The sequence below is a fragment of the Pseudoroseomonas cervicalis ATCC 49957 genome, from assembly GCF_000164635.1.
GTDB lineage: Bacteria > Pseudomonadota > Alphaproteobacteria > Acetobacterales > Acetobacteraceae > Pseudoroseomonas > Pseudoroseomonas cervicalis.
Genome location: NZ_GG770782.1, coordinates 55953 through 72564 on the forward strand (window position 1 = coordinate 55953; position 16612 = coordinate 72564).

The 16612-nt window shown below is 70.9% G+C and carries 14 protein-coding genes; 10 read left to right on the top strand and 4 right to left on the bottom strand.

Annotated elements, in window-relative coordinates:
- Positions 1-1153 (top strand): ABC transporter permease (locus HMPREF0731_RS16715; protein WP_007005357.1); only part of this gene is annotated, 1153 nt, incomplete at its 5' end.
- 1 nt (position 1154) lies between these two features.
- Positions 1155-2267, top strand: coding sequence for an ABC transporter permease (locus HMPREF0731_RS16720; protein ID WP_007005358.1), 1113 nt, complete (start codon positions 1155-1157; stop codon positions 2265-2267).
- A gap of 1 nt (position 2268) precedes the next feature.
- On the opposite strand, the gene HMPREF0731_RS16725 is transcribed toward HMPREF0731_RS16720, so the two are convergent.
- Both HMPREF0731_RS16725 and HMPREF0731_RS16730 read right to left on the bottom strand, forming a co-directional pair.
- Positions 2269-3927 carry an FAD-dependent monooxygenase gene (locus tag HMPREF0731_RS16725; protein ID WP_007005359.1) on the bottom strand — a complete coding sequence of 553 codons (1659 nt, stop codon included), beginning with the start codon at positions 3925-3927 and terminating at the stop codon, positions 2269-2271.
- Positions 3924-4436, bottom strand: a complete 513-nt coding sequence (locus HMPREF0731_RS16730; protein ID WP_007005360.1) for a MarR family winged helix-turn-helix transcriptional regulator — start codon at positions 4434-4436, stop codon at positions 3924-3926. Before HMPREF0731_RS16730 ends, HMPREF0731_RS16725 begins: the two co-directional genes overlap by 4 nt.
- A gap of 242 nt (positions 4437-4678) precedes the next feature.
- Here HMPREF0731_RS16730 and zwf point away from each other — a divergent pair, with 242 nt between their 5' ends.
- A complete protein-coding gene (gene zwf, locus HMPREF0731_RS16735) occupies positions 4679-6154 on the top strand; it encodes a glucose-6-phosphate dehydrogenase (protein WP_007005361.1) in 1476 nt (491 codons plus the stop codon).
- 78 nt (positions 6155-6232) lie between these two features.
- Here the strand turns inward: zwf and olsC are convergent, their stop codons facing one another.
- The gene (gene olsC, locus HMPREF0731_RS16740) at positions 6233-7045 is read right to left on the bottom strand and encodes an ornithine lipid ester-linked acyl 2-hydroxylase OlsC (RefSeq protein WP_007005362.1); all 813 of its coding nucleotides are present in this window, start codon (positions 7043-7045) and stop codon (positions 6233-6235) included.
- 271 nt (positions 7046-7316) lie between these two features.
- On the opposite strand from olsC, the gene HMPREF0731_RS16745 reads away from it, so the two are divergent.
- Together HMPREF0731_RS16745 and HMPREF0731_RS16750 are read left to right on the top strand one after the other, a co-directional pair.
- The gene (locus HMPREF0731_RS16745; RefSeq protein ID WP_007005363.1) at positions 7317-9059 is read left to right on the top strand and encodes an IlvD/Edd family dehydratase; all 1743 of its coding nucleotides are present in this window, start codon (positions 7317-7319) and stop codon (positions 9057-9059) included.
- Between the two features lie 84 nt (positions 9060-9143).
- Positions 9144-10067, top strand: coding sequence for a dihydrodipicolinate synthase family protein (locus HMPREF0731_RS16750; RefSeq protein WP_007005364.1), 924 nt, complete (start codon positions 9144-9146; stop codon positions 10065-10067).
- Between the two features lie 4 nt (positions 10068-10071).
- Here HMPREF0731_RS16750 and HMPREF0731_RS16755 read toward each other — a convergent pair whose 3' ends face one another.
- Positions 10072-11040, bottom strand: a complete 969-nt coding sequence (locus tag HMPREF0731_RS16755; RefSeq protein WP_040613799.1) for a LysR substrate-binding domain-containing protein — start codon at positions 11038-11040, stop codon at positions 10072-10074.
- 141 nt (positions 11041-11181) lie between these two features.
- On the opposite strand from HMPREF0731_RS16755, the gene HMPREF0731_RS16760 reads away from it, so the two are divergent.
- The 5 genes from HMPREF0731_RS16760 (at position 11182) to HMPREF0731_RS16780 (ending at position 16589) form a co-directional block, all read left to right on the top strand.
- A complete protein-coding gene (locus tag HMPREF0731_RS16760) occupies positions 11182-12195 on the top strand; it encodes a Bug family tripartite tricarboxylate transporter substrate binding protein (protein ID WP_007005366.1) in 1014 nt (337 codons plus the stop codon).
- Positions 12196-12224: 29 nt separating this feature from the next.
- A complete protein-coding gene (locus tag HMPREF0731_RS16765) occupies positions 12225-12995 on the top strand; it encodes an SDR family NAD(P)-dependent oxidoreductase (RefSeq protein WP_007005367.1) in 771 nt (256 codons plus the stop codon).
- A 152-nt stretch (positions 12996-13147) separates the two neighbouring features.
- Positions 13148-14110, top strand: a complete 963-nt coding sequence (locus tag HMPREF0731_RS16770; protein ID WP_007005368.1) for a sugar-binding protein — start codon at positions 13148-13150, stop codon at positions 14108-14110.
- A 5-nt stretch (positions 14111-14115) separates the two neighbouring features.
- A complete protein-coding gene (locus HMPREF0731_RS16775) occupies positions 14116-15636 on the top strand; it encodes a sugar ABC transporter ATP-binding protein (protein ID WP_007005369.1) in 1521 nt (506 codons plus the stop codon).
- Positions 15633-16589, top strand: coding sequence for an ABC transporter permease (locus tag HMPREF0731_RS16780; protein WP_007005370.1), 957 nt, complete (start codon positions 15633-15635; stop codon positions 16587-16589). The genes HMPREF0731_RS16775 and HMPREF0731_RS16780 overlap by 4 nt, the downstream gene beginning before the upstream one ends.
- The last annotated feature ends 23 nt before the right edge of the window (positions 16590-16612 follow it).

A 16612-nucleotide genomic window follows, 5' to 3' on the forward strand; every position in this document is an offset into this window, starting at 1 on the left:
GGCCGCCGCGCCGCGCCGCGCGCCCGGGCGCTTCGACCCGCGCCGGCTCTGGGCCTGCGCCTGGCGGGAGGCGCTGGAATTGCTGCGCGACCGCATCCGCATCGCCTTCGCCCTGCTCGGGCCGCTGCTGCTGATGTTCGCCTTCGGCTTCGGCATCTCCTTCGATGTCGAGAACCTGCCCTATGCGGTGCTGGACCAGGACCGCACGCCGGAGAGCCGCGAATTGCTGCAGAGCTTCGCCGGCTCGCGCTACTTCACCGAACGGCCGGCGCTGGCCGGCCCGGCCGAGGCGGAGGAACGCCTGCGCGCCGCGCGCATCGCGCTGGCCATCGAGATCCCGCCGCGCTTCGGCGAGGATCTGCGCGCCGGCCGGCAGCCCGAGGTCGCGGTGACGCTGGACGGCGCCATGCCCTTCCGCGCCGAGACGGCGCGCGGCTATGTCACCGGCCTGGCGCAATCCTGGCTGGCCGAGCGGCAGGCGCGCTCGCCGCTGCCGCCCGCGCCCGAGCTGCTCGGGATCGAGCCGCGCTTCCGCTACAACCAGGCCTTCCGCAGCGCGGTCGCCATCCTGCCCGGCATCATCATGCTGATGCTGGTGCTGATCCCGGCGATGATGGCGGCCGTCGGCGTGGTGCGGGAGAAGGAGGGCGGCGCCATCGCCAATTTCCGCGCCACACCGGTGACGGCGCTGGAATTCCTGGTGGGCAAGCAGCTGCCCTATGTCGCGGTGGGGCTGCTCAGCTTCGCGATGCTGGTGGCGGGGGCGCGGCTGGTCTTCGGCGTGCCGGTGCGCGGCTCGGGGCTGGCGCTGGCGCTGGGCGGGTTTCTCTATGTGCTGGCCGCGACCGGCTTCGGGCTGCTGGTCTCGGCCTTCGTGCGCAGCCAGGTGGCGGCGATCTTCGCGGCCGCCATCCTCTGCATCGTGCCGGCGGTGAATTTCTCCGGGCTGCTGGTGCCGGTCTCCGGCCTGTCGGGCGCGGCGCGGGCCATCGGCCTCGGCTTTCCCGCCGCCTGGTTCCAGCAGATCTCGATCGGCAGCATGACCAAGGGGCTGGGCTTCGCCGAACTCTGGCCCAGCCACCTGGCGCTGGCCGGCTTCGCGCTGCTGTTCATCGGCGCCGCCGCGCTGGCGCTGCGCAAGCAGGAGGCGTGAGATGCGGCGGCTGCTGACCATCCTCTGGCTCGGGCTGAAGGAGCTGCGGGTGCTGCGCGCCGACCCGGTGCTGCTGCTGCTGCTGGCCTACACCTTCAGCGTCGCCGTCTATTCGGTCGCCAACGGGGTGAAGATGGAGGTGCGCAACGCCGCCATCGCCGTGGTGGACGAGGATCATTCCGACCTCTCCCGCGCGCTGCGCGCCGCGCTGCTGCCGCCGCAATTCCGCGCCGCCCCGCTGATCGCGGCGCGCGAGGTGGCGCCGGCGCTGGATGCCGGGCGCTATGTCTTCGTGCTGCAGATCCCGCCGCGCTTCGAGGCCGACCTGCTGGCCCGCCGCCCCACCGGGCTCGCCATCGACATCGACGCCACCGCCATGGCGCAGGCCGGCAATGGCAGCAGCTACATCCAGCAGATCGTCCGGCAGGAGGTGGCGGCGCGGCTGGGCGGCGCGGCCGCGCCGGTCGAGCTGGTGGCGCGCACCCGCTTCAACCCGAACTCGGTGCCGGAATGGTTCACGGCGGTGATGCAGGTGGTGAACAGCATCACCATCCTCTCCATCATCCTGCCCGGCGCCGCCCTGCTGCGCGAGCGCGAGCACGGCACGCTGGAACACCTTCTGGCCATGCCGGTCTCGCCGGCCGAGATCCTGCTGGCCAAGATCGGCGCCAATGCGCTGGTCATCGTCGGCGCCGCGCTGCTGTCGCTGCTGCTGGTGGTGCGCGGGCTGCTCGGCGTGCCGCTGGCCGGGTCGCTCGCGCTGTTCCTGCTGGGCACGGTGCTGTTCCAGGCCTCGGTCGCGGCGCTCGGCGTGCTGCTGGCGACGGCCACCAGCAGCACCGGCCAGTTCGGCCTGCTGGCGCTGCCGGCGCTGATGCTGATGATGCTGCTCTCCGGCAGCATGACGCCGCTGGAGAGCATGCCGGCCTGGCTGCAGCAGGCGGTGCAGCTCTCCCCCTCGACCCAGTTCGTCGCCTTCGCCCAGGCGGTGCTGTATCGCGGCGCCGGCTTCGACATCGTGGCGCCGCGGCTGGCGGCGCTGCTGGGGCTCGGGCTGCTGTTCCTCGGCGCCGCGCTGCTCGGGCTGCGGCGGTCGCTGGCGCGGGTGGGCTAGGTCAGGGCGCGCCGAAGACCCGCCGGCAATAGGCGGCCAGGCGGTCCGCCCGCTCGGCCCGGTCGCGGAAGGCGATATGCCCGTCGGGGCGCACCAGCACCAGCGCCGGCTGCCCCTCCAGCCCATAGGCGCCATGCGCCCGGCCATCGAGATCCGACAGCACCGGCGTGTCGCCCGCGGCGAGCAGCGGGCCGGCCAGCACCAGGCGCGGGCGCAGCCAGGGCCAGGGCGCGACCGCCCGGATCGCCTCGCGCAGCGCCGCGCCGGCCTCGGCGGAGCGGCCGTCGAAGCCCAGCAGCGCCCAGCCGGTGCTGCAGCCATCGGGGTTGTAGAGATGGCAGAACAGGGTGGTGGCCGCGCCGTCGCGCACCACCGGCGCGTCCGGCGCGCGCTGGCCCGGCTTCGGCCCCGGGCGCAGCAGGCGCGAGAGACCCGCGAGATGATCCTCGTTCAGCGGGCTGTCGGGATAGGCCACCCGCATCTGCTGCATGTCATCCGTCCCCTGCAGCAGCGAGCCGAGATTGGGCAGGGCGGCGGCGGCCAGCTCCAGCGCCCTGTCGGTGACCGGGCCGCGATAGACGGTCCAGCGGAAGCCGCGCGCCTGCTGCGCGCTGAGGCGGATATGCTCTGCCCCGCGCTCGGCATCGTAGGAGCCGAGGATGGCCGGCCCCGCCTGGCCGCGCAGCGCCATAGCCAGGCGCCAGGCGATCTCCACCGCGTCGTGCAGCCCGGCATTCATGCCCTGGCCGCCCATCGGCAGGGAGAGGTGCCCGGCATCGCCGGCCAGGAAGACGCGGCCGCGCGCATAGGAAGGGGAGACGCCGTATTCGAAGCGGCTATGGGTCAGCCAGGCGGGGTCGCTCAGGGTCAGGGTCTCGTCGCCCGTCACCTCGCGCGCCAGGGCCTGCAATTCCTCCAGCGTCGGGTCGCGCTCCGGCACGCCGCTGTCGTCGGCCAGGAAGAACAGCCGGTGATAGCCGCCCCAGACCGGCATGATGCCGGCGAAGCCGCGCTCGTAATAGAAGAACCAGAGCTGGTCGGCCTCGCCCGAGCGGCGCCAGGAGAGCCGCGCATCGCCCTGCCGGTTCATGCAGCCGGGCAGCTTCGTGGGCTCGAAATCGAGGCCGAGCAGCGGGCGGATGGTGCTGCGCGCGCCATCGGCGGCGACCAGGTAGCGGGCGCGGCGCTGTTCCTGCGTGCCATCCTCGCGCTCGAGCTGGAGGGTGACGCCCGCCTCGTCCTGCCGCATCCCGGTCACCCGGCAGCCGCGCTGCAGCCGGCCGCCGCGGGCCTCGAAGGTCTCGGACAGGGTGCGCTCGATGACGTCCTGGCCGCTGTAGAGGACCCGCGGATAGGGGCTGTCGACCTCGGCGATCGGGATCGGCGCGGTCGGCCGGCCATGGAGGAAGAAGTTGATGCTGTGGATGGCATAGGCCTGCCCGGCCAGGCTGTCGCGCAGGCCGATGCCGGCCAGCAGCTCCTGCGGCCGGGCCCAGAGATTGTTGGCCCGCGAATACGCCTTGATGTCCTGGCGCTGCTCCAGCAGCAGGCAGTCGATGCCATGATGGCGCAGGGCGCAGCCGGTGGTCAGGCCGACCGGGCCGGCGCCGATGACGATCACCTCCGCATCGGGCGGCGGCGGGGCGGTGCGGTCGGTCATGCCGGATGCTCCTCGGCGGCGGCGATGGCGTCGATATGCTCGTGCGAGTCCGGCACGCGGCGGCGCAGCTCGTGCAACAGGGCGGCGGCCTGCTGCAGGGCCTCGGGCGGCAGGCCCTGGGTCAGCCCATCGGCCCAGAGATCCTTGCGCGCCATGGTGCGGCGATAGGCGGCCTCGCCGCGCGGGGTCATCGCCACCAGGGCCGCGCGGCGGTGCCGCGGGTTGGGCTCCAGGCGCAGCAGGCCGTCCCGCAGCATCTCGCCGACCAGGCGCTGCACCGATTGCCGCGCCAGCCCCATGCCGCGGGCCAGATGCGCGACGGGCCGCGGCGCAGGGGCCAGGGCGATGGCGCCCAGCACCTGCCAGCGGGCGCTGGTCAGGCCGAGATCGCGGGCCAGCCGGTCGCCCGCCTCCAGCAGCGCGCCATTCAGGCGGAACAGCTCCACCACCAGGGTGGAGAAGGCCTCCCGCGCCCTGGGGCAGGGCGTGGCAGGGGGGGAAGTGGCCATCGGGGGTGTCCGTCCTCCGTCAGGATGACAGCATGCTGTCATGTCCCGGCAGGAACGGCGGCGCCGCGCCCGGGTTGCGCCGGGCGGGCGGAGTTATCCACCATTCCGGTGGATGGGCCTGGGGATAAGCATGTGGATGTCCCGCCCCGCCCCGCTGGCGGCCGGCGCTGTCACGCCGCCGCGGTTTCCGGCGCGGGGCCGGTCGGTGCTAGGCTGCCGCCAGCTTTCCGGAAGGTCGCTGCATGGCCCGTATCCTCCCCGTTGCCTCCTTCGACTGCGTGGTGTTCGGCGCCACCGGCGACCTGACCATGCGCAAGCTGCTGCCGGCGCTGTACCAGCGCTGGCGCGACCGTCAGTTCCCGGCCAGCAGCCGCATCATCGGCGCGGCGCGCTCCAACCTCGACGATGCCGGCTTCCGCGCCCAGGCCGAGGCGGCGCTGCAGCGCTACCTGCCCGAGGGCACGCTGGAGGAGGCGACGCTGGCCGAGTTCCTCGGCCTGATGCATTACCGCCGGGTCGAGGCGGCGGGGGAGGAGGGCTGGGAATCGCTCGTCGCCCTGCTGGCCGAGCGGCCGGAGCAGGTGCGGCAATTCTACCTGGCGACCTCGCCCGAGCTGTATGGCCCGATCTGCCAGCGCCTGGCGCGGCATGGCGGGCTGCATGCGCAGTCGCGCGTGGTGCTGGAGAAGCCGATCGGCCACGACCTGGCCAGCGCGCGGGAGATCAACCGCGCGGTGGGCGAGGTGCTGCCCGAGGCGCAGATCTTCCGCATCGACCATTATCTCGGCAAGGAGACGGTGCAGAACCTGATGGCGCTGCGCTTCGCCAACCCGATCTTCGAGCGGCTGTGGCATGCCGACATGATCGACCATGTGCAGATCACGGTGGCCGAGGAGGTCGGCATTGGCGGGCGGGGCGGCTATTACGACCGCGCCGGGGCGCTGCGCGACATGGTGCAGAACCACATGCTGCAGCTGCTCTGCCTGCTGGCGATGGAGAGCCCGATCTCGCTCGACCCCGATGCGGTGCGGGACGAGAAGGTGAAGGTGCTGCGCGCCCTGCGGCCGATCGCCCCGCATGAGGCGCATCTGCACACGGTGCGCGGCCAGTACACGGCGGGCGCCATCAACGGCCAGCCGGTGCCGGGCTACCGCGCCGATCTGGACGGGGCGGCGAGCCTGACGGAATCCTTCGTGGCGCTGAAGCTGCAGGTCAATTCCTGGCGCTGGGCCGGGGTGCCGTTCTACCTGCGCACCGGCAAAAGGCTGCCGCGCAAGGTCTCCGAGATCATCATCGAGTTTCGCACGCCGCCCTTCAGCATCTTCCCGCGCGAGGCGGTGGGCATGCAACCGAACCGGCTGCTGATCCGCCTCCAGCCGGAGGAGGGGATGCGCCTCGAGATGATGACCAAGGAGCCGGGGCCGGGCGGGCTGCACCTGCGGCCGACCGCGCTCGACATCAGTTTCGAGAAGACCTTCGGCACGCGCTATCCGGACGCCTATGAGCGGCTGCTGATGGATGTGGTGCGCGGCAACACGACGCTGTTCATGCGGCGCGACGAGGTGGAGCACGCCTGGAACTGGGTGGAGCCGATCCTGCAGGGCTGGGCGGACCGCCCCGAGGCGCCGCGCCCCTATGCGGCGGGCAGCTGGGGCCCGACCGCGGCGATCGCCATGATCGAGCGCGATGGCCGCACCTGGTACGAAAGCCTGGAGTAAAAAACTGAAGGCGGGGTCCGGGGTGGCCCTGCCACCCCGGCGGAGGGGTCTGGGGAGGCGGAGCCTCCCCAGGGAGCCTTACTTCCGGTTCCGGAGCGCCTCGGCCTCGGCGTAGAACTTCTTCTCCCACTCCTTGTGGTTGTCGAGGCCCTCGCGGATGAAGGGGGTGAAGACGGCCAGGTTGAGCAGCAGCCAGTTCACCAGCCGGGCCGGGAAGCGGAGCGGCTTGACGAAATCGACGAAGAGCACGACGCGGGTCTTGTCGGTGTGGTTCCAGGCCTCGTGCTCATAGGCGTCGTCGAAGACCAGGGCCTTGCCCTCGTGCCAGTGGCAGATCTGGTTCTCGACGCGGATGGCGAGCCGGTCGCTCTGTTCCGGCACGATCAGGCCGAGATGCAGGCGCAGCACGCCGTTGTAGGGGCCGCGATGGGCGGGCAGGTGCTTGCCCGGCTCGAAGATCGAGAACATGGCGGTCTTGAGGCCGGGGATCTTCTGGACGATGCGCCAGGTTTCCGGGCAGCGCTTGATGTTCTCCTGCGAGGACAGGCCGTAGCCGGCCAGGAAGAAGGTCTTCCAGGCGCTGTCCTTGCTGATGGTCTGCACATCGGTCGAGATGTCGTGGAAGCTCGGCAGTTCGGACTGGCGGACCAGGACTTTTTCCAGCTCGGCCCGGATCAGGGGCCATTCGCGCTCGATCTCGGCGGTCCAGGGGAAGGTGGCGTTGTCGTAGACGGGCGGGTTGCCGACCTTGGTATGGCGCAGGTTCAGGCGTTCGGCCCAGGCGACGATGCCCATGAAGAAGCGCGTCATGCGGCTGGTGCCGCCCATCGGGGCGATGTTGGCGGTGCCGAAATTCTGCTGCGGCGCGGCGTTGCCGGTGGTGGGTTGCACGCTGCTCTCCTGATTCCTGCCTGGCGGCCCCGGGCGGGGCGTCGTGAGCTGGCCCTGTCATATACGATGTTGCGACTCAATGTCAGGGGAGGGGCCAGGATTCCAGGGGTTTGCACCCCTTCTTGATACCATTCTGGATATCATCCAGGCGGAACTCCGCATTGGACCTGTATCGCTCCAGGGCCCAGGATGGCCTGAAACGCGGCCCGAGGGAGGACAGGATGCAGCAGCGGATGCGCCGGCATGGCGCGGCGGGGCGGAGCCACGCCCGATGAGCGGCGAGGGGGACAAGCCGGCCCGCACCCTGCGCAGCCAGGCCTGGTTCGGCCGGCAGGACAAGATGGGCTTCTACTACCGCTCCTTCCTGAAGAATCGCGGCATCCCGCAGGACCAGTTCGAGGGCAAGCCGGTCATCGGCATCTGCAACACCTGGTCCGAGCTGAACCCCTGCAACAGCCATTTCCGCACCATCGCCGAGCATGTCCGCTATGGCGTGCTGGAGGCGGGCGGCTTCCCGCTGGAATTCCCCGTCTCCTCGCTGGGCGAGGTGACGATGCGGCCCACCGCCATGCTGTACCGCAACCTGGCCGCCATGGATGTGGAGGAGGCGATCCGCGCGCATCCGCTGGATGGCGTGGTGCTGCTGATGGGCTGCGACAAGACGACGCCGGCGCTGCTGATGGGCGCGGCCTCGGCCGATTTGCCGACCATCGGCGTCTCCGGCGGGCCGCAGCTGCGCGGGGTCTATCGCGGGCAGATGATCGGCTCGGGCACCAACATCATCTCGATGAGCGAGCAGCTGCGCGCCGGCGAGATCACGCTGCACGAATTCCATGAGGCCGAGGCGGCGATGAACCGCTCCTCCGGCCATTGCATGACGATGGGCACGGCCTCGACCATGGCCTCGCTGGTCGAGGCGCTGGGCGTCGGCCTGCCGCAGAACGCCGCCATCCCGGCCGCCGATGCGCGGCGCAACGAGCTGGCGCGCATGGCCGGCCGGCGCATCGTGCGCATGGTGGAGGAGGATCTGGTCCTCTCGAAGATCCTGGTGCGCGAGGCGTTCGAGAACGCCATCCGCACGCTGGGCGCCATTGGCGGCTCGACCAATGCGGTGGTGCATCTGCTGGCCATCGCGCGGCGCGTCGGCATCGAGCTGAGTCTGGCGGATTTCGACGCGCTGGGCCGCGGCGTGCATTGCGTGGTCGATCTGATGCCCTCGGGCCGCTTCCTGATGGAGGATTTCTACTATGCCGGCGGGCTGCCGGTGGTGCTGCGGGCGCTGGGCGAGGCGGGCCTGCTGCACAAGGACGCGCCCACGGTGAATGGCCGCAGCCTGTGGGAGAATGTGCGCGACGCCGAATGCTGGAACCGCGAGGTGATCACGCCGCTGGAGACGCCGTTCAAGCCGGAATCCGGCATGGCGATTTTGCGCGGCAACCTCGCCCCCGATGGCGCCGTCATCAAGCCCTCCGCCGCCTCGCCCGAGCTGATGCAACACACCGGCCGCGCCGTGGTGTTCGAGACCATCGAGGATCTGCACGCGCGCAAGGATGACGAGGATCTCGACATCGATGCCAGCTGCATCATGGTGCTGAAGAATTGCGGCCCGAGGGGCTATCCGGGCATGGCCGAGGTCGGCAACATGCCGATCCCGAAGAAGCTGCTGCGCCAGGGGGTGCGGGACATGATCCGCATCTCGGATGCGCGCATGTCCGGCACCGCCTATGGCACGGTGGTGCTGCATGTGGCGCCGGAGGCGGCGGCCGGCGGCCCGCTGGCGCTGGTGCGGAATGGCGACCTGATCACCCTCGACGTTGCCGCGCGAAGGTTGCACCTGCATGTCGAACCAGCCGAGCTGGAAGCCCGCCGCGCCGCCTGGACCCCGCCGCCGCCGGCCGCCGATCGGGGCTATGTGAAGATGTATATCGACCATGTGCAGCAGGCCGACCAGGGCGCCGATCTGGATTTTCTGGTCGGGCGCAGCGGCGCGCCGGTGCCGCGCGACAATCACTGAGGGGCCGCCGGCGGCGAGGGCATTGACCGGCCCGCGCCGCCGTCGCCCAATGCCCGCCAGGCCAAGCCCAGGAGGAAACACAGAATGAGCGGTCCCGCCCCCTATCGCGGCGTCTTCCCCGTGGTGCCGACCATCTTCGACGAGAACGGGGCGCTGGACCTCGCCGGGCAGAAGCGGGCGGTGGATTTCATGATCGATGCCGGCTCGCACGGGCTCTGCATCCTGGCCAATTTCTCCGAGCAGTTCGTGCTGAGCGACGCCGAGCGCGAGCAGCTGCAGGATGAGGTGCTGGCGCATGTCGCCGGCCGGGTGCCGGTGATCGTCACGACGACGCATTTCTCCACCCGCCTCTGCGCCGAGCGCAGCCGGCGCGCGCAGCAGGCGGGGGCGGCCATGGTGATGATCATGCCGCCCTATCACGGCGCCACCATCCGCGCCGGCGAAAGCGCGATCTACGAGTTCTATGCCCAGGTCTCGGACGCGATCGACATCCCGATCATGATCCAGGACGCGCCGGTGGCCGGCACGCCGCTCCCGCCCGCGCTGCTGGCGCGCATGGCGCGGGAGATCCGCAACGTCTCCTACTTCAAGATCGAGGTGCCGCAGGCGGCGGCCAAGTTGCGCACGCTGATCGAGCTGGGCGGCGACGCCATCATCGGCCCCTGGGATGGCGAGGAGGCGATCACCCTGATGGCCGATCTGGATGCCGGGGCGACCGGCGCGATGACCGGCGGCGGCTTCCCCGACGGCATCCGCCAGATCATCGACCCCTATGTCGCCGGTGACCGCGCGGCGGCGCTGGACGCCTATGAGCGCTGGCTGCCGCTGATCAATTACGAGAACCGGCAATGCGGGTTGCTGGCGGCCAAGGCGCTGATGAAGGAAGGCGGCGTCATCCGCTGCGACGCGCCGCGCCACCCGCTGGCGCCGCTGCACCCGGCGACGCGCGCCGGGCTGGTGGAGCTGGCGCGCCGGCTGGACGCGCAGGTGCTGCGCTGGGGGAAGTAGCGCCTCAGCCCAGGGCGGCGGAGGCCAGTTCGCGGGCCACCGCCTCGTAGAGCCGCAGCGCGGAGGGGGAGAGCGGGCGGTCGCGGCTGCGGATCAGGCCGAAGGGCCGCACCGTCAGCCGCGGCTGCTCGCGCGGCGGCGCCAGGCGTTGCAGCGCGCCGCGCCCGGCGAACAGCCCGATGACCGAGGCGCTGAACACGCCGATCGAATGGCCCTGGCCGAGGGCGGCCAGGCTCAGCAGCATCGACGCCGTGCTCAGCACGCGGCGCGGGAAGGGCAGGCCGTGGCGGAGGAACATTTCCTCCACCTCCTGCCGCAGCAGGCTGCCCGGCGGCTGCAACACCCAGCCATAGTCCAGCATCTCCGCCAGCGCCACGCCGCCGCGGCCGAGCAGCGGGTGGCCCTGCGCCACCAGGAAGCACAGCTCCTCCTCACCGATCTCGCGGTAGTCGAGGCCCGGCACCGGCTCGGCCGGCGGGCGGGCGACGATGAAGTCGAGCCGCCCCTCGCGCAGCCGCGCCACCAGCGGCGCGCTGGTGTCGACCTCGACCGTCACCTGCAGCGCCGGATGCTCGCGCTGCACCCGCTCCACCGCGCGCACCACGGCATCGGCGGCGGCGGCGGTGACGGTGCCGAAGGCCACGACACCGCCGCTGCCCTCGCGCAGCCCGTTCAGCTCGGCCGCCGCCTGTTCCAGCTCGACCAGGGCGGAGCGGGCGCGGCGCAGCATCACCTCGCCCCATTCATTCGGCCGCATGCCGCGGGCATGGCGCTCGAACAGCGCCCCGCCCAGCATCGCCTCCACCTCGGCCAGCAGCTTCGAGGCGGCGGGCTGGGTCAGGCCGAGGGCGGCGGCGGCGCGATGCAGGTTGCGCGTCTCGTCCAGCGCCTGCAGCAATTGCAGATGGCGCAGCTTCAGCCGCGCGCGGGCGAACCAGTTGGGTGGCAGCCGCTTGGGCGCAGGGGGCTGCATGCGGGCGATATCCTCTTTGTTATGGTTCGTTCTCAAAATCACATTAGACGATATCGCTGCGCTCTCCTATCCAGGGAACAACACCATCGGGCGGCGCTGACCGCACCGTGTGACGACGTCCAGGGAAAAGGAAAGACCTGCGTGAGCATCACGAAGGAAGGCGGTTTCGCGCCGACGCGCCGCGGCCTGCTGGCGGCCGCCGGCGCCGGGCTGGCCCTGCCGGCCATCGCCCCCGGCCTGGCCCGTGCGCAGGGCGCCTGGCCGCAGCGTCCGGTCAACCTCATCGTCGGCTTCCCGCCCGGCGGACAGACGGATTTCGCCGCCCGCATCGTGCAGAACGGCATGGCGGCGGCGCTGGGTCAGCCGGTGGTGGTGGAGAATCGCGGCGGCGCCGGCGGCAATATCGGCACCGAGGCGGTGCTGCGCGCGCGCCCCGACGGCTACACGGTGCTGGCGGCCAATTCCAGCTCGATGGCGATCAACCCGCACACCTTCCCGGGCATGAAGATCGACCCGCTGGAGCTGGTCTCGGTGGGTCTGGCGCTGCAGAGTTCGCTGGTGCTCTGCGTGCATCCCTCGGTTCCCGCGAAGACGCTGCCGGAGCTGGTGAGCTGGCTGAAGGCGCAGCCCAATGGCGTCGATTACGGCACGCCGGCCGCCGGCAGCATGTCGCATTGCGCGATGGAGCTGTTCCGCAGCCGCATCGGCCGCCCCGCCATGCAGGACGTGCCCTATCGCGGCAGCGGCCCGGCCATGCAGGATTTCATCGCCGGCCGCTTCAGCCTGATGTTCGACGCCGCCTCGGTGGTCGCGCCCTATGTCAAGGAGGGGCAGGTGCGCGGCATGCTGGTGACCGGGCAGAACCGCGCCCCCGCCTTCCCCGACATCCCGACCGCGGCCGAGCAGGGGCTGGAGGACTTCATCATCACCAGCTGGATCGGCCTGTCGGTGCCGAAGGGCACGCCGGCCGAGGCGATCACGAAGCTGAACGAGGCCCTCAACGCCGCGCTGCGCGACCCCAATGTCCGGGAGCGCATCACCAGCCAGGGCGACGAGCCGGGCGGCGGCACGGCCGAGGCCTTCGATGCCATGCTGCGCCGCGACCACGCCCGCTGGGGCGAGGTGGTGAAGGCCAACAACATCACCGCCGGCTGATGCGGCCGGCGGCGCAGTCAGGAGATGCCATGACGCGCAACGCCATCTACCCCGATCTCGCCGGCCGCAGCGTGTTCATCACCGGCGGCGGCAGCGGCATCGGCGCGGCGCTGACCGAGGCCTTCGCGCTTCAGGGCAGCCGGGTCGCCTTCGTCGACATCGCCGAGGCGGAAAGCCGCGCCCTGGCGGAGAAGCTGGCAGCGACCGAGGGCGCCACCGCGCCCCTCTTCCTGCCCTGCGACATCCGCGACATCGCCGCCCTGCGCGCGGCGATCGCCGAGGCGCAGGCGGCGCATGGCGACATCACCGTGCTGCTCAACAACGCCGCCAACGACCAGCGCCACAAGCCGGAAGAGGTGACGCCGGAGTACTGGGACGAGCGCATGGCGATCAACCAGCGCCCGCTCTTCTTCGCGGCGCAGGCGATCGTGCCGCAGATGCAGCGCGCCGGCGGCGGCTCCATCGTCAATTTCGGCTCGGTGAGCTGGAAGCTGCGCCAGGGCGGCATGCCCGCCTACACCATGGCCAAGGCCTCGGTGCACGGGCTGACGCGCGGCCTGGCGCGCGACTATGGCAAGCAGAACATCCGGGTGAACACGCTGGTGCCCGGCTGGGTGATGACCGAGCGGCAGCTGAAGCTCTGGGTGACGCCGGAGGCGGAGAAGGAGATCGAGGCCGGGCAGGTGCTGGCCGGCCGCGTCCGGCCCGCGCATATCGCCGACATGGCGCTGTTCCTGGCCTCCGCCGCCTCCGCCATGTGCTCGGCGCAGGAATTCACCGTGGATGGCGGTTGGACCTGACCGCCTTCACGCCAAGGTGATGGCGCGCCGGCCTGCTGGCGCTGGCGGCGCGGCTTCCCGGCGGGGCCAAATCCTCCCGCCGGTGTGACCGGTCCAGGCCCCCCGGAATCGATGAGAGGGGGCCGGATCACAACGCCTCAGGGAGAAGTTCCATGAAACGTCGCAGCCTGCTGGCGGCCCCCGCCGCCCTTGCCCTCGCCTCTGCCGGCCTGCCGCGCGCGGCCGCCGCGCAGGAGCGCCGGACGCTCGCCTTCGTCGTCAATGTCTCGGCCGATTTCTGGACGATCGCGCGCCGCGGCATCGAGAAGGCGAATCGCGAGCATCCGCAGTTCAACATGGAGATGATCGTCCCCGGCCAGGCCAGCGCCGCCGAGCAGCGCCGCATCGTGGACGAGCTGCTGGCGCGCCGCGTCGCCGGCATCGCCATCTCGGCGATCAACCCCGGCAACAGCACCGAGATGCTGAACCGCGCGGCGTCGCAGGCGGTACTGTTCACCACCGACAGCGACGCGCCGAACAGCAACCGCGTCGTCTATATCGGCACCGACAATGTCGCCGCCGGGCGCGAGGCCGGCAAGCAGATGAAGGCGGCGCTGCCGCAGGGCGGCAAGGCGATGCTGTTCGTCGGCACCATGGACGCCGACAATGCGCGCGAGCGCGTGCAGGGCATCCGCGAGGCGCTGCAGGGCGGCAATATCGAGGTCGTCGACATCCGCACCGATGAGAGCGACATGGCGCGCGCCAAGCGCAATGTCGAGGACACGCTGGCGCGGCGCAGCGATATCGACCTGATGGTCGGGCTCTGGGCCTACAACACGCCGCAGATCTACCAGGCGGTGAAGGGCGCGGGGCGCGACGGCAAGGTCCGCATCGTCGGCTTCGACGAGGACGGGCTGACGCTGCGCGGCGTGGCCGAGGGCGTGATCCACTCCACCGTGGTGCAGCAGCCCTTCGAGTTCGGCTACCAGAGCATGGTCGGCATGGTGAAGTATCTCGGCGGCGACCGCTCCTTCATTCCCGAGAGCAAGCAGATCATCATCCCGACGCGCATCATCGACCGCGGCAACGTGCAGGAATTCCAGGCGCAGATGCGCGAATTGCTGCGGGGCCGGTAAGCGCCATGCAGGGAGCGGCCCCGATCCTGTCGCTCGAGGGCATCGGCAAGAGCTATCCCGGGGTGCGGGCGCTGGATGATGTCAGCCTGCACCTGATGCCGGGGGAGGTGCTCGGGCTGATCGGCGAGAACGGCGCCGGCAAGTCGACGCTGATGAAGGTGCTGGGGGGCGTCGTCGCCCCCAGCGCCGGCCGCATCCGGGTGGGCGGGCGGGACTGGCCGCGCCTGACCGTCTCCGACGCGCAGGCCGCCGGCATCGCCTTCGTGCACCAGGAGCTGAACCTCTTCGACAATCTCGACGTTGCGGCCAATGTGCTGTTCGGGCGCGAACCGCTGCGTGGCGGGCCGCTGAAGCTGGTCGATCGCCAGGCGGCGCGGGCGCGTGTCGCGCCGCTGCTGGCGCGGCTCGGCGCGGATTTCACGCCGGACACGCCGGTCGCCGCGCTGTCCATCGCGCAGCGCCAGCTGGTCGAGATCGCCAAGGCGCTGGCGGCCGATTCCCGCATCATCATCTTCGACGAGCCGACCTCGTCGCTGACCCTGTCGGAGACGGCGCGGCTGCTCTCCCTGGTGCATGAGCTGCGCGCCGCCGGCACCTCGATCATCTACATCACCCACCGGCTCGCCGAGATCGTCGACTGCGCCGACCGTGTCGTCTGCCTGCGCGACGGCAGGCTGGCCGGTACGCTGGCGCGCGGCGAGATCGACCACGCGGCGATGATCCGGCTGATGATCGGGCGCGAGTTGCGTGCCCTCTATACCCCGCCGCGCCGCGCGCCCGGGCCGGGCGGGCTGGTGCTGGAGGGGGTGGTGACCGATTCCTTCCCCGCCGCCACGGCGGACCTGGAAATCCGCGCCGGCGAGATCCTCGGCCTGGCCGGGCTGGTGGGGGCGGGGCGCACCTCGCTGGCGCGCACCCTGTTCGGGCTGGACCCGCTGCGCGGCGGCCGTATCACGCTGGATGGCAAGCCGCTGCGCCTGGCCTCGCCGCGCGACGCGGTGCGCGCCGGCATCTACCTGGCGCCGGAGGACCGCAAGGCGGCGGGGCTCGTGCTGTCGCTGCCGATCGCCGAGAATGTCAGCCTGGCCTCGCTGCGCCGTTTCTCGCGGATGTTCCTGGTGGACCGGCGCGAGGAATGGAAGGTGGCCGAGGCGCAGGCGCGCTCGCTGCGCATCAAGGCGCCGAGTGTCGGTGTCGCCGCCGGCACGCTCTCGGGCGGCAACCAGCAGAAGGTGGTGCTGGCCAAATGGCTCAGCATGGCGCCGCGCGTGATCCTGTTCGACGAGCCCACGCGCGGCATCGATGCCGGCGCCAAGGGCGAGATCTACGCGCTGATGCGCGCGCTGGCCGATAAGGGGGTGGCCATCCTGATGATCTCCAGCGACATGGAAGAGGTGATCGGCGTCTCCGACCGCATCGCCGTGATGCATGAGGGCCGCATCAGCGGCATCCTGAACCGCGACCTGTTCAGCGAGCAGGCGGTGCTGCGCCTGGCCATCGGCCATGACGAGGAGGAAGCCGCATGAGCCGCAAGGATCTCGGCCTGGCGGCGCTGCTGATCGTCATCGGCGCCATCACGGCGGTGCTGAACCCGCTCTTCCTCTCCACCGTCAACCTGCTGAACATGGCGAACCTGATCGGGTTGTTCGGCATCTTCAGCATCGGCCAGGGGCTGATCATCATCACCGGCGGCATCGACCTCTCGGTCGGCGCGATGTTCGCGCTGCTCGGCGTCATCTTCGTCGACCTGCTGGTGAACTACGAGATCTTCTGGCCCTATGCGGTGCTGATCGTGCTCGGCCTCGGCCTGTTGCTCGGTGCGCTGCACGGGCTGCTGGTGACGCGGCTCGGCATGCAGCCCTTTGTCGTCACGCTGTGCGGGCTGCTGATCTATCGCGGCGCGGCGCGCTACTACACGCAGGACGGCACGATGGGCTTCGGCTATGCCGGCGACCTCGACATGCTGACCTGGCTGGCCTCCGGCCGCAGCTTCGGCATCCCGCACCCCTTCATCGCGCTGATCGTGGTGGCGGTGATCGTCGGCGTGCTGCTGCACCGTTCGGTGTTCGGCCGCTATCTCTACGCCGTCGGCCGCAACGAGGAAGCGGCGCGGCATTCCGGCATCGACACCCGCGCCGTGGTGATCGGCGCCTATCTGCTGGGCGGGCTGCTGGCGGGGCTCTCCACCGTGCTGCTGGTCTTCTACACCAGCTCGGTCTCGCCCTCCTCCTTCGGCAATTTCTACGAGCTTTACGCCATCGCCGCCGCGGTGCTGGGCGGCTGCTCGCTGCGCGGCGGGGAGGGCAGCGTGCTCGGCATCGTGCTCGGCACGGTGCTGCTGCAGATCCTGCAGAACCTCGTGAACATCCTCGGTATCCCGTCCTCGCTGAACTTCGCGGTGATGGGCAGCGTCATCCTGCTCGGCGTGCTGGCGGACCAGCAGCTCGGGCGACGCAAGGCGGCCCTCGCCACGGCCTGAGCGGGCGGGCGCGGGGATTTCCC

Excerpts from the sequence above, each read along its gene's own strand:
- HMPREF0731_RS16720 (WP_007005358.1), top strand. The coding sequence starts at position 1,155 with ATGCGGCGGCTGCTGACCATCCTCTGGCTCGGGCTGAAGGAGCTGCGG.
- HMPREF0731_RS16725 (WP_007005359.1), bottom strand. The coding sequence starts at position 3,927 with ATGACCGACCGCACCGCCCCGCCGCCGCCCGATGCGGAGGTGATCGTC.
- HMPREF0731_RS16730 (WP_007005360.1), bottom strand. The coding sequence starts at position 4,436 with ATGGCCACTTCCCCCCCTGCCACGCCCTGCCCCAGGGCGCGGGAGGCC.
- zwf (WP_007005361.1), top strand. The coding sequence starts at position 4,679 with ATGGCCCGTATCCTCCCCGTTGCCTCCTTCGACTGCGTGGTGTTCGGC.
- HMPREF0731_RS16745 (WP_007005363.1), top strand. The coding sequence starts at position 7,317 with ATGAGCGGCGAGGGGGACAAGCCGGCCCGCACCCTGCGCAGCCAGGCC.
- HMPREF0731_RS16750 (WP_007005364.1), top strand. The coding sequence starts at position 9,144 with ATGAGCGGTCCCGCCCCCTATCGCGGCGTCTTCCCCGTGGTGCCGACC.
- HMPREF0731_RS16755 (WP_040613799.1), bottom strand. The coding sequence starts at position 11,040 with ATGCAGCCCCCTGCGCCCAAGCGGCTGCCACCCAACTGGTTCGCCCGC.
- HMPREF0731_RS16765 (WP_007005367.1), top strand. The coding sequence starts at position 12,225 with ATGACGCGCAACGCCATCTACCCCGATCTCGCCGGCCGCAGCGTGTTC.
- HMPREF0731_RS16770 (WP_007005368.1), top strand. The coding sequence starts at position 13,148 with ATGAAACGTCGCAGCCTGCTGGCGGCCCCCGCCGCCCTTGCCCTCGCC.
- HMPREF0731_RS16775 (WP_007005369.1), top strand. The coding sequence starts at position 14,116 with ATGCAGGGAGCGGCCCCGATCCTGTCGCTCGAGGGCATCGGCAAGAGC.
- HMPREF0731_RS16780 (WP_007005370.1), top strand. The coding sequence starts at position 15,633 with ATGAGCCGCAAGGATCTCGGCCTGGCGGCGCTGCTGATCGTCATCGGC.